Source organism: Microbispora sp. NPDC004025, assembly GCF_053604425.1.
In genome coordinates, this window is the sequence record NZ_JBSGHN010000005.1 from 59564 (window position 1) to 72609 (window position 13046).

General features: G+C 71.9%; 8 protein-coding genes. 7 read left to right on the forward strand and 1 reads right to left on the reverse strand.

All coding sequences use genetic code 11. The features are described 5' to 3' along the window. The first annotated feature begins 14 nt into the window (after positions 1 to 14). Positions 15 to 1250 (forward strand): MFS transporter, encoded by a 1236-nt coding sequence (locus ACWEQG_RS15640; RefSeq protein WP_452285215.1) that lies wholly within the window; start codon positions 15 to 17, stop codon positions 1248 to 1250. On the opposite strand, the gene pdxR is transcribed toward ACWEQG_RS15640, so the two are convergent. Continuing rightward, positions 1240 to 2601, reverse strand: a complete 1362-nt coding sequence (gene pdxR, locus ACWEQG_RS15645) for a MocR-like pyridoxine biosynthesis transcription factor PdxR (protein ID WP_452285217.1) — start codon at positions 2599 to 2601, stop codon at positions 1240 to 1242. The genes ACWEQG_RS15640 and pdxR overlap by 11 nt on opposite strands. A gap of 67 nt (positions 2602 to 2668) precedes the next feature. Between pdxR and ACWEQG_RS15650 the strand changes: the two genes are divergently transcribed. The 6 genes from ACWEQG_RS15650 to ACWEQG_RS15675 all read left to right on the forward strand — a co-directional run bounded on the left by ACWEQG_RS15650 (position 2669) and on the right by ACWEQG_RS15675 (position 13038). Continuing rightward, a complete protein-coding gene (locus tag ACWEQG_RS15650) occupies positions 2669 to 3562 on the forward strand; it encodes a DMT family transporter (protein ID WP_452285219.1) in 894 nt (297 codons plus the stop codon). A gap of 368 nt (positions 3563 to 3930) precedes the next feature. Beyond that, positions 3931 to 5583 carry a fumarate hydratase gene (locus ACWEQG_RS15655; RefSeq protein WP_452285221.1) on the forward strand — a complete coding sequence of 551 codons (1653 nt, stop codon included), beginning with the start codon at positions 3931 to 3933 and terminating at the stop codon, positions 5581 to 5583. 99 nt (positions 5584 to 5682) lie between these two features. Continuing rightward, the gene (locus tag ACWEQG_RS15660) at positions 5683 to 7158 is read left to right on the forward strand and encodes a serine/threonine-protein kinase (RefSeq protein ID WP_452285223.1); all 1476 of its coding nucleotides are present in this window, start codon (positions 5683 to 5685) and stop codon (positions 7156 to 7158) included. Between the two features lie 42 nt (positions 7159 to 7200). Beyond that, on the forward strand, positions 7201 to 8649 hold the full coding sequence (locus ACWEQG_RS15665) for a serine/threonine-protein kinase (RefSeq protein WP_452285225.1): 1449 nt from the start codon (positions 7201 to 7203) through the stop codon (positions 8647 to 8649). A gap of 69 nt (positions 8650 to 8718) precedes the next feature. Next, positions 8719 to 11643 (forward strand): NACHT domain-containing protein, encoded by a 2925-nt coding sequence (locus ACWEQG_RS15670; RefSeq protein ID WP_452285227.1) that lies wholly within the window; start codon positions 8719 to 8721, stop codon positions 11641 to 11643. 3 nt (positions 11644 to 11646) lie between these two features. After that, positions 11647 to 13038 carry a class II fumarate hydratase gene (locus tag ACWEQG_RS15675; protein WP_452285229.1) on the forward strand — a complete coding sequence of 464 codons (1392 nt, stop codon included), beginning with the start codon at positions 11647 to 11649 and terminating at the stop codon, positions 13036 to 13038. The last annotated feature ends 8 nt before the right edge of the window (positions 13039 to 13046 follow it).

Below are 13046 nucleotides of genomic sequence, written 5' to 3' on the forward strand. Positions count from 1 at the left end.
TTTGGAGGCCCGCGGTGTCAGCAGAGGGCACGGTGTCCACTCCTCGGCCCACTCCTCGCGACAGGCAGGCCCGGCTCGCCACGTTCGCGGTGTTCTTCGTCCAGGGCCTCACCTTCGCCACGCTGCTCACCCAGGTGGCGGCGTTGCAGAAGAAGCACGGCCTGACGGACGGCGAGCTGACCGTCCTGCTCCTGGTCGTCCCGGTCATCGCGGGGGCCGGGAGCGCGCTCGCCGGCGCCGCCGCGTCGCGGTGGGGCAGCCGGCTGATCCTGCGTCTGGTGCAGCCGCTCGCCTGCGCCGCCGTCGTGCTCGCGGGTCTCGCCACGAACATCCCCATGCTGGTCGCGGCCAACGTCCTGTTCGGCCTCGGCCTGGGCGGGGTGGACGCCGGTATGAACATGCAGGGCGTCGCGGTCGAGCGGGAGTACGGCCGGGCGGTGCTCACCGGGTTCCACGCGCTGTGGAGCGTCGCGGCGGTCATCGGGTCGCTGTGGGCCTCGGCGGCGGCCACGCTCGGCCTCGGCCTGCCCGTCACGTTCACGATCGCCCTCGTCCCGGCCGCCGCGCTCGCCGTCGTGTCCTCCCTCTGGCTCTACCGGCCGCAGGAGGAACACCGCGCGCCCGCCGTCCGCGACGAGCAAGCGGACGCCGGCAAGCCGGCCGGGGTCGCGTGGCGCCCGATCATCCCCCTCTGCCTCGCGATGGCGTTCCTCTACGTGGGCGACTCGTCGGTCTCGAACTTCGGGACCGTCTTCATGGACAAGGTCCTGCACGCCTCGGCGACCGTGATCCCGCTGGCTCTGGGGGCCTACCAGCTCACGACGTTCCTGGTGCGCGTCGGCGGCGACCTCGCGGTGCGCAGGTGGGGCCCGGCGGCGATCGTGCGCGCCGGGGGCGCCGTCGCGACGCTGGGCTTCGTCGCGATCGTGGCCGCGCCGTCCGTGCCGCTGGCGATCGCGGGCTTCGCCCTCACCGGGATCGGCCTGTCGGTCGTCGCCCCGCAGTCGTTCTCCGCGGCCGGCCGCCTCGACCCGGCGGGCACCGGCGTGGCGATCGCCCGGGTCAACATGTTCAACTACGTGGGCTTCATCGTGGGGGCAGCGCTCGTCGGAGGCGTCGCGGACGCCGCCGGCTTCCGCGTCGCCTTCGCCGCTCCGCTCGTGCTCGCCGCCGCGATCATCCTGCTCGCGCGCGGCTTCCAGCCCCGTACGGCCCGCCCGGCGCCCACGGCGGCCCCCCTCACGTCCTAGCCGGGAGCGTGGCGGCGAGGGCGCGGACGGCCTCGGTCACCCGGTGGGCGGGCAGGCGGGCGAAGCCGATCACCAACCCCGGCGGCCCGTGGGCCGGCGTCACGACCTCGGCGGACAGGCCGGCGGCGCGGGCGGCCGCCACTAGGCCGGAGGGGTCGCCGTCCGGCTCGGCGTACAGGTGCAGCCCCGCCGAGATGCCGTGCACCGTGACCCGGGGAAGGTGCTCGGCCAGGGCGCGGACCAGGGCGTCCCTGCGCCGCCGGTACTCGCGGCGCATTCGGCGCAGGTGCCGGTCGTACGCGCCGACGGCGATGAGGTGGGCGAACGCGTACTGGTCGATGACCGGCGAGCCGAGGTCGAACTCCCCGCGCGCGAGCCGTACGGCATGGGCGACACGCGGGGGCGCCGCGACCCAGCCGAGCCGCAGCCCCGGCGCGAGGGCCTTGCTCACGCTGCCCGAGAGCACGACCCGGTCGGGCGCGAGGCCCTGCAGGCACCCGACCGGGTCGCGGTCGAAGCGCAACTCGGCGTCGTAGTCGTCCTCGAGCACGAGGGCGCCCGTGCGGCCCGCCCAGTCGATCAGCGCGGCGCGGCGGGCCGGGGACAGGACGACGCCGGTCGGGTACTGGTGCGCCGGGGTCACCAGCACGGCGTCGGCGTCGCCGGGCAGGGCCCCGACGACGATCCCCTCCCGGTCGACGGGCACGGGCACGATGTCCGCTCCGGCCCGCCGCAGCAGCGGAAGCTGACGCGTGCTCGTCGGGTCCTCGACGGCCAGGACGATCCCGCGGCCCAGCTCCCGCACCAGCGCCTGCACGGCGAGGCTGAGCCCCTGGGCCACCCCGGTCACGATCACGACGTGGTCCGGGGGCGCGTCCGCCGCGCGCACCCGGCCGAGGTACGCGGCCAGTTCGCGGCGCAGGGTGGGCACCCCGCCCGGGTCGCCGTAGTCGAGCGCGTCGTTCGGCAGCGTGGCCAGGACGTGGCGGACGGCGGCGAGCCAGGCCTGCCGGGGGAAGGTGCCGAGGTCGGGCGAGGTGGGCCGATGACCGTAGTGGGGCCACCCCTCCCGATCTTCCGGAGTCCGTTCGGCGGCCTGCCGCCCCGCCCCCGCCGCGACCCGGGTGCCGGCGCCCGTCCTGGACTCGAGGACGCCCTCGGCCACCAGTTGCTCGTACGCCTCGACCACCACGCCGCGCGACAGGCCGAGATCACGGGCGAGATCGCGGGTGGCGGGCAGGCGGACGCCGGGGGCGAGCCGGCCGGACCGGACCGCCTCCCGCACCTCACGGGCGATCTGCGCGGCGAGCCCGCCCGCGGCCCTGTCGACCACAAGGTGAAGATCGGCCATTGGTCCACGATAACGCGCCATGATTGGACCGGTCGCGAGGACCAAGGCCTTCCTAGCATCGCCAGACATGAACACTCATGTCGCCGGCGCCGCCGGAGCGATGTTCCTCGTGGGGACGCTCGCGGCCGTCTCGGACGTCATCGCCGACTATCCCGTCTACGGCGGCCAGGCGCTCCGCTACGCCCTGGCCGCCGTGATCCTGCTCGCCGCCGCCCGGGCGCGCGGCCTCGGCCCGGTACGGCTGCGGCCACGCCAGTGGGGGCTGCTCGGCGCGCTGTCGCTGACCGGGCTCGTGGTGTTCAACGTCTGCGTGATCGAGGCGACCCGGGCGGCCGGGCCCGCGCTGCCCGGCATCGTCCTCGGCGCGGTGCCGCTGGCGCTCGCCCTCGTGGGGCCGGCCGCGACGGGCGGCCGTCCGTCTCCGCGCGTCGTGGCGGCGGGCCTGGTCGTGGCCGCCGGCGCGGTCCTGGCGACCGGCGCCGGCAGCGGGAACACCGCCGGGCTGTTGTGGTCCCTGGGCGCCCTGGCCTGCGAGCTCTGCTTCTCGCTGCTGGCTCTGCCGCTGCTGCCGCTTATCGGGCCCGTCAGGGTGTCGGCCTGGTCGGCCGCGCTCGCGGTGCCGTTCCTGCTGGTCGCCGGCGTCGCTTTGGACGGCCGTCAGGTGCTGCGCGTGCCGACCGCCGCGGAGGCGGCCGGTCTGGCCTACCTCGCCCTGGTGGTGACGACCGTGGCGTTCTTCCTGTGGTATCGCTCGCTGCCCCGGCTGGGCGCGGACCGGGCCGGGCTGTTCGCCGGGATGATCCCCGTGGGCGCGATCGCCACGGCGGCCCTCCTGGGCGTCGCCGTCCCCTCCGCTGCCGACCTGGCCGGAGCGGCCCTCGTGATCAGCGGGATCGCCCTCGGGCTCCGTTCGCCCTCGCCTCGTCCGCCGCTTCGGGTCGCGGCTCGCGAGATGCCCTGACCTGGTCCGCGGCCTCGCTCGGCGGCGGCCACTCACCGGAGGGCCGCCCCGCGCCGGGAGGGGTCCACCAGAGGATGTCGCCGTCCTTGACCTGCCGCAGCACGAGCGTGAGCAGCGACACCGCCAGGGCCACGAGGATGCCGATCGCGAATATGACCATGACCCATACTCCGCCGTCCATGACCCCTCCCCTCTCTATGTCTCAATTATCCCCCTTTGTGCTCGTATGGTCAGTATGAACTTATTCAAAAGCTACTCATAGCCCGGACATGATGACCACGGCCCGCGCGCCGTACGCTGTCCGAAGACCATGGGCGGCCCGCGGGGCGGGCGCGCCCGACCAGGCAGACCACGAGGAACCGAGGACGATGCCGGAGTTCGACTACACCGACCTGCTCCCGCTTGGACCGGACGAGACGGAATACCGCCTGATCACCACCGAGGGGGTGCGGGTCACCGAGGCGGCCGGGCGCAGGTTCCTCGAGGTCGAGCCCGAGGCCCTGCGGCTGCTCACCGAGACCGCGATCCACGACATCTCGCACTACCTGCGGGCGTCCCACCTCGCGCAGCTCCGCAAGATCGTCGACGACCCGGAGTCGAGCGGCAACGACCGCTTCGTCGCCCTCGACCTGCTCAAGAACGCGAGCATCTCGGCCGGCGGCGTGCTGCCGATGTGCCAGGACACCGGCACCGCGATCGTCATGGGCAAGCGCGGCCGCCACGTGCTCACCGACGGGCGCGACCCCGAGCACCTCAGCCGCGGCGTGTACGACGCCTACACCCGGCTCAACCTGCGCTACTCGCAGATGGCCCCGCTGACGATGTGGGACGAGAAGAACACCGGCTCCAACCTGCCGGCCCAGATCGAGCTGTACGCCGAGGACCCGAACGGCCACCCGGACGAGTACAAGTTCCTGTTCATGGCCAAGGGCGGCGGCTCGGCCAACAAGTCGTTCCTCTACCAGGAGACCAAGGCGGTGCTCAACGAGAAGCGCATGCTCGCCTTCCTGGAGGAGAAGATCCGCTCGCTCGGCACCGCCGCCTGCCCGCCGTACCACCTGGCGATCGTCGTGGGCGGCACCAGCGCGGAGTACGCCCTGAAGACGGCGAAGTACGCCTCGGCCCGCTACCTCGACTCCATCCCCACCGAGGGTTCGCCCAGCGGGCACGGCTTCCGCGACCTGGAGATGGAGAAGAAGGTCTTCGAGCTGACCCAGAAGCTGGGCATCGGCGCGCAGTTCGGCGGCAAGTACTTCTGCCACGACGTGCGGGTCATCCGGCTGCCCAGGCACGGCGCGTCCTGCCCGGTCGCCATCGCGGTGAGCTGCAGCGCGGACCGGCAGGCCCTGGCGAAGATCACACCGGAGGGGGTCTTCCTCGAACAGCTGGAGACCGACCCCGCCCGGTTCCTCCCGGACACGACGGACGAGCACCTCGGCGGCGACGTGGTGAGCGTCGACCTCAACCGCCCGATGCCGGAGATCCTCGCCGAGCTGAGCAGGTATCCGGTCAAGACCCGGCTGTCGCTCACCGGCCCCCTCGTCGTGGCCCGCGACATCGCCCACGCCAAGATCGCCGAACGGCTCGACGCCGGCGAGGACATGCCGCAGTACATGAAGGACCACGCCGTCTACTACGCCGGTCCGGCCAAGACCCCCGAGGGCTACGCGTCCGGCTCCTTCGGCCCCACCACGGCCGGGCGGATGGACTCGTACGTCGAGCGCTTCCAGGCGGCCGGCGGCTCGATGGTGATGCTGGCCAAGGGCAACCGGTCCAAGCAGGTGACGGACGCGTGCCAGAAGTACGGCGGCTTCTATCTCGGCTCCATCGGCGGCCCGGCCGCCCGGCTGGCCCAGGACTGCATCAAGAAGGTCGAGGTCCTGGAATATCCGGAGCTCGGCATGGAGGCGGTCTGGAAGATCGAGGTCGTGGACTTTCCCGCATTCATCGTCGTGGACGACAAGGGCGACGACTTTTTCACCGATACGACCGGCCCCGTCCTTACCATCGGACGACGCTGATCCTGCGGGGAGGTTGTCAGGATCTTTGACAGAAGATCTCAACAATTTCCCGGCATGGTCTCTACAGGTCGCACTACACAAATCGGTAAGCTGCCACTCATGCGTGCGCCGTCCGGATACCTGTTAGCCGCGCGCTATCGGCTGATCGAGCCGGTCGGGCGCGGCGGGATGGGCACTGTGTGGCGCGCGCGAGACGAGCTGCTCGACCGCGAGGTGGCTGTCAAGGAGGTGCGCCTCCCGCTGGTCCTGGACGAGGACCTGCGGGCGGAGCTGTGCGCGCGCACCGAACGCGAGGGCCGGGCGACCGCCATGGTCGCCCACCCCTCGGTCATCACGGTCTTCGACGTCATCACCGAGGACGACCGTCCCTGGATCGTGATGGAGCTGCTCAGGGCGCGCTCGCTGGAGGAGCTCATCCGCCAGGAGGGCCCGCTGCCGCCACGCCGGGTGGCCGACATCGGCAGGCAGGTGCTCGGCGCGCTGCGCGCCGTCCACGCCAAGGGCATCCTGCACCGCGACGTGAAGCCCAGCAACGTGCTGGTGACCGACGACGACCGGGCGGTGCTGACCGACTTCGGGCTGGCCGCCCTCGAGGGCGACGCCTCCATCACCCAGGCCGGGATCGTCCTCGGCTCCGCCGGGTACATCGCCCCGGAGCGCGTCCTCGGCGACAAGGCGAGCCCCGCGGCCGACCTGTGGTCGCTGGGCGCGACCCTCTACACCGCCGTCGAGGGCCGCGGCCTCCACGGCCGCCGGACGGCGGCGGCCGCGCTCGCGGCCCTGACCAGCGGCGCTCCCATCCCCATGGAGAAGGCAGGCCCGCTCGCCCCGGTCCTGCGCGGCCTGCTCCAGATCGACCCCGCGGCCAGGCTCGACGGCGTCCGCGCGGCCCACGCGCTGTCCAGGATCGCCGCCGGAGGCTCGGCCGAGGACCCCTACGCCTCCCCGCTCCGGGCCGGCCGGCCGACGCCGCCGCCGACCGCCCCGCAGCCCACGGCGCCCGAGACCCGCAAGCCGCCGCAGCGCAGCCAGCGGGGGCAGCACCGCGCCGAGTCGCGGCCCACGCCCAAGGTGACCCCGCGCGACCGCGACTCGGGACCCCACCGGCAGCCGGGCCCGTACGGCCAGCCGTACCGGCCGGCGGAGTACGGCCAGCCCCACCCGTACGACTCGTACGCCTCGGGGCGCTACGACCTGTACGGCTCCCGTGGGCAGTCGGGACCGTACGACCTGTACGGCTCACGCGGGCAGTCGGGGCCGTACGGGCAGTTCGGCCAGAGTGGCCAGCTCCACCGGCACAGCGGCTCCTCCACCGGGTCCCACAGCGGCTCCCACAGCGGCTCCCACAGTGGCGCGTTCAGCGGCCCGCATCCGCAGTACGGGCAGTCCGGCCACCGCCACCGGGAGATGCCGGCCGTGCCGTCCCCGCGCCGGCGGCCGAGCGAGGGCCTGCACCGCAAGCCGTCGGAGCCCGCTCTCCACCACGTCGTGCGCATCCCGATGATGCGGCACGTGGCGAAGATGATCAAGATCCTGCTGCCCCGCCGGTATTGGCCCAGAATCTTCATCAAGTAACCGGAAAGCGATTTTCAAGACGGAATCGCTATCTTTCTAACTATGCCGGAACAGCATTCGCCGCTGCTCGCCGACCGCTACGAGCTGCGCACCCGAATCGGCCGGGGCACCATGGGCACCGTCTGGCGTGCGTACGACCGGTCGCTGGGCCGGGAGATCGCGGTCAAGGAGATCCGCCAGGACCCCTCGCTCAGCCCGCGGCAACGTCAGGAGCTGCGCGAACGCATGATGCGCGAGGGTCGCATGGCCGCACGCGTCAGCCATCCCTCCGTCGCCACGATCCACGACGTGATCGTGTCCGACGGCATCCCGTGGATCATCATGGAGCTCGTCGAAGGACGCTCACTGGAACAGGTGATCGACGAGGAGGGACCGTTGCCGCCGCGCCTGGTGGCGGAGATCGGCTACGACCTGCTCGGCGCGCTGCGCGCCGCGCACGCGCAGAACATCCTGCACCGTGACGTCAAGCCGGCGAACGTGCTGCTCACCGAGACGGGCAGGGTGGTGCTGACCGACTTCGGCATCGCCAAGGCCCTGGGTGACAACGCGCTCACCCAGACCGGCATGGTCATCGGCTCTCCGGGTTACACCGCCCCCGAGCGGGCCCGGGGCGAGTACACCGGCCCCGAGTCCGACCTGTGGTCGCTCGGCGCGACGCTGTACTTCGCCGTCGAGGGGCGGCCGGCGTACGAACGGGCGACCGTGGGCGAGACGCTGGCCGCGCTGATGACGGAGAAGGCCGACCCGCCCAGGCAGGCCGGGCCGCTGCGGCAGGTCCTGGACGGGCTGCTGGAGAAGGACCACACCGCGCGCCTCACGCCCGAGCGCGCCGCCGCGATACTGCGGGTGATCGCCGACACCCCCACGGGTTCCATTCCCGCGGTGCCTCCGGCACCCCCCGCGCCGTCCCCCCGCCCCACACCCGCCGCGCCGGTGGCGCCGGTCGCGCCCGCCGCGTCCGCAGCGCAGGCCGGCCCGGCCGGAGCCGACGAGGACGACGCCAACCGGACGATGGTCGTCGTCCGTCCTCAGGGCGGGCTGCGCATCCCGCCGCCCGGCGCGCCGCGGCAGCACGGACAGGACGACGCCGCCCGGGCGCCGTCCGGCAACGGCGCGGAAGCCGCCGACAGGCACAGCACCACGGTCCCCGGGAGGCTCCCCGGCCGGGGACCCGCGACGCCCCCGGCGCCCGGCCCCGTCGCCGGGAACCGTCCCGCGCCCGTCATGCCGGGACAGCCCGCCGGCCCGCACCAGCCGCACCCGCCGCACCCCGCCCCCTTCCCGCCCGGCCCCTTCCCGCCCGGCCCCTTCCCGCCCGGGGGCGGCGCCTCCGGGCGGCCCCCCAGCCTGGGCACGGACCTGTTCACCATGCGCGGCCCCGACGGGCCGGACACCGGGACGCGGGTCCGGGTGCTCGTGACGATGGGCATCGTGCTCGTCGTCGTCCTCGTGCTGATCCTCCTGGGCGTGTTCTTCTTCTTTTCGAGGTGATGTTGCGCCGCACACCCGGGCACTGCTAGCAAGGTCACGAACACGTTCGGTTTCCCCCTGGAGTGACCGGTGCGCAAAGGGATCGGCTACGCCGACGCCGTACGCCTGCTCGGCCAGGAGAGCACGCTGGCGAAGGTCCTCACCGGCACCCTCGTCGGTGCCGTGCCGGTGCTGTCCCTGCTCGACGTCAAGGACGAGGCCGTACGGCTCGCGGGCGAGGCGAGCGGCAGGCTCCGCGATCGGTTGACGGGCCTGAACCGGTACGACCGCACGGCCCGGCTGGAGGCGGCCCAGACCGTCCTCGTCGTCGCGGCGTTCTTCGAGGCCCTCGGCGAGCTGCCCCTGCCGTTCGATGCCAGGGAACTGCGCATCACCGGAACCGAGCAGGTGACGTTGGCAGGATCCGGCGCGGTCCAGGGATCGTTCGTCGACAGTCTGAAGGCGATCGGGCCCGCGGGTTTCCGGGCCGATCAGTCGTACGCCGGCATGCTGCGGTCGATCGAGGATTACTACGGCGAGCTGGCGGCGGCGCTGATCAGGTTCGTCGCCGGACTGGCGGTCCGCGATCGGCTCGACGCGACCGAGTGGGCGCGCGCCAGGGCGGCGATCGAGGAGGAACTGCCCGAGGCCGCCCGCCGGAAGTACGAGGAGCAACACCGGCGACTGGCCCTGGACGTCCCCGAGTTCGCGCTGTGGCAGGACCTGATCAACCGCCGGCAGGTCGACACCGGCCTCGGCGAGCTGGAGTCGCTGCTCACCCAAGTCGCCGCACAGACAAGAACCCCGGAGCACAGGCACACGCTGTCGCGCGCCCACCGGGCCCTGTTGAACCGCCCGATCGCGCAGTCCGGCGAGGTCCCGACAGGCATGCGCATGCCCACGCTCGTCGAGGCGTACGTGAACCCGGACTTCCGGCTGGCCGAGTACGGCGAGCAGGCCGATCCCAGCTCGGAATGGTGGTGGACCAAGGCGGAGCCGAGCGACGACGTCGCAGGATTCCTGGCCCGCTACTTCACCTCGCCCGAGGCCACCAGGATGCCGCTGGTGGTGCTCGGCCAGCCCGGCGCCGGCAAGTCGGTGCTCACCAAGATCTTGGCCGGTCGTCTCCCGGACGGGGATTTTCTGCCGGTGCGGGTGCCCCTGCGCGAGGTGCCGGCCGACGGCACGATCCAGGAGCAGATCGAGGCCGCGGTCCGGGACGCGACCGGCGAGCACGTCACCTGGCCGCAGTTGACGAGGTCGGCGGACGGCGCGCTGCCGGTCGTCATGCTCGACGGGCTCGACGAGTTGTTACAGGCCACGGGCATCCACCGGTCCGACTATCTGACCAAGGTGGTCGAGTTCCAGCTCCGGGAGGCGGAGCTGGGCCGCCCGGCGGTCGTGCTCGTCACCACGCGTACCGCCGTCGCCGACCGGATGCGCTTCCCGCCCGGATGCCTGACGGTCCGGCTGGAACCCTTCAAGGAGGAGCAGGTCCACCGCTGGCTGGCGGTGTGGAACGCCGCGAACCAGGATTACTTCACCGCTCAGGGGGTGAAGCCGCTGCCGCCCGAGACCGCGTTGGCACACGGCGACCTGGCGTCGCAGCCGCTGCTGCTGCTGATGCTCGCGCTGTACGACGCCGACGGGAATCCCCTCCAGCGCGGCGAGAGCGGGCTCAGCCAGGCGGAGCTGTACGAGCGGCTGCTGACCCGCTTCGCCCGCCGCGAAGTCGACAAGCACCAGCCGGGACTGCCCGACGCGCGGGCCGCGCAGGCCGTGGAGATCGAGCTGCGCACCCTGTCCGTCGCGGCGTTCGCGATGTTCAACCGGGGCAGGCAGTGGGTCACGACCGACGACCTCAACGGCGACCTGGCCGCGCTGCTCCCGGTGCCCTCGAGTCAGACCACGAGCTTCCAGACGCCCCTGTCCCAGGCGGACAAGGTGATCGGGAAGTTCTTCTTCGTGCACCAGGCGTCCGCCATTCAGAACAGTGCCTCGCTGCGGACGTACGAGTTCCTGCACGCCACCTTCGGCGAGTACCTGGTCGCCCGGATGGTGCGGGACGTGCTGCGCAGCATGGTCGCCCGCGAGACCGCGGCGGCGGCCGACCCGTTCCTCGGCCGCCCGCAACCGGACGACGGGCTGCTCTACGCGCTGCTGTCGTTCTCCGTGCTGACCGAGCGGGGGCCGATCGTGGAGTTCCTCCGCGACCTGCTGCCCGCCCTCGACCGCGAGCCGACCATCGACCTGCTCGTCCGCCTACTGAACGCCGCCGAGACCCGCACCGACCAGAAGTACGCCCGCTACCTGCCCAAGCCGTCCACGTTCATCACTCGGTACGCCTACTACACCGCCAACCTGGTGATCCTCGCCGCCGCCATCACCGCCGACGGCATAACGGGCAACACGTTGTTCCCCGATGACGAGGATCCCGGGAACGCCTGGCGGCGTCTCGCATCCCTATGGGACTCTCAGCTGAGCACTGAAGCCTTCGTGAGCCTCAGTGCACATCTACAGGTTGAGCGGAGACGTGACGACTCTGAACGGCACCTCATTGTCCGGTACATCAGCGTACCGAGCAGTTACGAGCGGGTCGGGGGATTCGATATGCCGCTGGCCCTGCTCGGATTGCACCAACTCGCCCAGCCGATACTCAACATCGCGCACTTCCTCTGCAGCCCACGACTCGACGGCTTGGCCGTCGTCGCCGAGCGGCTAATAAAAATCCGGGACCTCCTGAGGTTGGGAGGGGTCTCGCTCGACGACCGCCGGAGCGAAGGAGCCGTCCGCTCATTGAGCGAGGCATGGATACTCGCCCGAGAGGATCGGAGGACGGCCGAGGAGATCGACGACGGCCTGCGTGAGGCGTACGCGATCAATCCGGAGGGAGTCGCGGCGGTCTTCCGGGAGGTGACGGGGACGGAGCTGCCGGACGAGGTGCTGAAGGCTGACCGTTCAGATGGCGCGGATCCGGGCAAGAACGATGCGATTGAAGACGGGCTGAAGGACTGAGGCATGGACGAATTCCGTATCGAGCACGATTCCATGGGCGAGGTCCGGGTGCCCGCCCGCGCCAAGTGGCGGGCCCAGACGCAGCGGGCGGTGGAGAACTTCCCGGTGTCCGGCCGGGGGCTGGAGCCCGCGCACATCGCCGCGCTCGCCCGGATCAAGGCGGCCTGCGCGAAGGTCAACGCCGAGTACGGCGTGCTCGACAAGGACATGGCGCAGGCGATCCAGGAGGCCGCGACCGAGGTCGCCGAGGGCGACTGGGACGACCAGTTCCCCGTGGACGTGTTCCAGACCGGCTCGGGCACCTCGTCCAACATGAACATGAACGAGGTCGTCGCCACGCTCGCGCAGGAGCGGCTCGGGCAGCCCGTCCATCCCAACGACCACGTCAACGCCGCCCAGTCGTCCAACGACGTCTTCCCGTCCTCGATCCACGTCGCGGCGACGTACGCCGTGGTGCACGAGCTGACGCCCGCGCTGGAGCACCTGGCGACCGCGCTGGAGGAGAAGTCCATCGAGTTCGCCGACGTGGTGAAGTCGGGCCGCACCCACCTCATGGACGCCACGCCGGTCACGCTCGGCCAGGAGTTCGGCGGCTACTCCACGCAGATCGAGCTGGGCATCGAACGGCTCCAGGCCGCGCTGCCGCGCCTGGCCGAGCTGCCGCTGGGCGGCACGGCCGTGGGCACCGGGGTGAACGTGCCCGGTCCCGGCTGGGCGCAGGCCGTGATCGCCGAGCTGAGCCGGACGACCGGCCTGCCGTTCACCGAGGCGAGGGACCACTTCGAGGCGCAGGGCGCGCGTGACGGGCTGGTCGAGCTGTCGGGCATGCTCAAGGTGATCGCCGTCTCGCTCAACAAGATCGCCAACGACCTGCGGTGGATGGGGTCGGGCCCGCGCGCCGGGCTGGGCGAGATCAACCTCCCCGACCTCCAGCCCGGCTCGTCGATCATGCCGGGAAAGGTCAACCCCGTGATCCCGGAGGCCGTCACGATGGTGGCCGCGCAGGTCGTGGGCAACGACGCCGCGGTCACGATGGGCGGCGCCTCGGGTTCGTTCGAGCTCAACGTGATGCTGCCGGTGATGGCCCGCAACGTGCTGGAGTCGATCCGGCTGCTGGCCGGCGTGTCGCGGCTGCTCGCCGACAGATGCGTCAGCGGGATCACCGCCAACGTGGACCGCCTGCGCGAGTACGCCGAGTCGTCGCCGTCGATCGTCACCCCGCTGAACCGGTACGTGGGATACGAGGAGGCGGCCAAGATCGCCAAGCAGGCGCTGAAGGAGCGCAAGACGATCCGGGAGGTCGTCATCGAGCGCGGCCACGTGGCGAACGGCACGCTGACCGAGGAGCAGCTCGACCGGGCACTGGACGTGCTGTCCATGACCCGCCCCACATAGGGGGGCAG

What these genes read in the sequence shown, in the direction of transcription:
- pdxR (WP_452285217.1), bottom strand. Translation starts at nt 2,601, where the DNA reads ATGGCCGATCTTCACCTTGTGGTCGACAGGGCCGCGGGCGGGCTCGCC.
- ACWEQG_RS15650 (WP_452285219.1), top strand. Translation starts at nt 2,669, where the DNA reads ATGAACACTCATGTCGCCGGCGCCGCCGGAGCGATGTTCCTCGTGGGG.
- ACWEQG_RS15655 (WP_452285221.1), top strand. Translation starts at nt 3,931, where the DNA reads ATGCCGGAGTTCGACTACACCGACCTGCTCCCGCTTGGACCGGACGAG.
- ACWEQG_RS15660 (WP_452285223.1), top strand. Translation starts at nt 5,683, where the DNA reads ATGCGTGCGCCGTCCGGATACCTGTTAGCCGCGCGCTATCGGCTGATC.
- ACWEQG_RS15665 (WP_452285225.1), top strand. Translation starts at nt 7,201, where the DNA reads ATGCCGGAACAGCATTCGCCGCTGCTCGCCGACCGCTACGAGCTGCGC.
- ACWEQG_RS15675 (WP_452285229.1), top strand. Translation starts at nt 11,647, where the DNA reads ATGGACGAATTCCGTATCGAGCACGATTCCATGGGCGAGGTCCGGGTG.